The sequence below is a fragment of the Luteitalea sp. genome (assembly GCA_009377605.1).
In the GTDB taxonomy this organism is placed as follows: Bacteria; Acidobacteriota; Vicinamibacteria; order Vicinamibacterales; family Vicinamibacteraceae; genus WHTT01.
In genome coordinates, this window is the sequence record WHTT01000369.1 from 1 (window position 1) to 510 (window position 510).

The following is a 510-nucleotide window of genomic DNA, read 5'->3' on the forward strand; positions in this document are numbered from 1 at the left end:
GGAGTCGAGGAGCCCAGCCGGGTCGCCGACCTCTTCCGGTTGCTCGGCGATGCCACCCGGACGCGCATGCTGTACGCGCTGCTCGAGGCCGGCGAGCTCTGCGTCTGCGACCTGGCCCGCGCGTGCGAGGTGAGCGAGACCGCCACCTCGCACGCGCTCCGGCTGCTCAGGACCGCCGGAATCGTGGCCAACAGACGGGCCGGCAGGAAGGTCTACTACCGGCTCGCCGACACCCATGTGCGGCTGCTGCTCGACGTCTCCCGTGAGCATCTGCGACACGGGGAGTCCGCGCCGTGACCGCGCGGCGGCACCGCCCCGGCCACGACGACGGGATCGGTGACCACGCCGACCGGCGGTACCTCGGCCTTGCCCTCGCGCTCATCCTCGGATTCATGGCCGTCGAAGTCACGGTCGGCGTCATCGCGAACTCGCTCGCCCTGATCAGCGACGCCGGCCACATGCTCACCGACGCGGTCGCCATCGCGCTCGCGCTGGTTGCCCTGCGCCTCG

At 72.0% G+C, this 510-nt stretch carries 2 protein-coding genes; both read left to right on the top strand.

Going from position 1 to position 510, the window contains the following annotated elements; translation table 11 throughout:
• Positions 1-297, top strand: a 297-nt coding sequence (locus GEV06_29330) for a metalloregulator ArsR/SmtB family transcription factor (protein MPZ21938.1), incomplete at its 5' end; no start/stop codon positions are given.
• The coding region (locus GEV06_29335) for a cation transporter (protein MPZ21939.1) at positions 294-510 on the top strand (217 nt) is incomplete at its 3' end. The genes GEV06_29330 and GEV06_29335, both read left to right, overlap by 4 nt.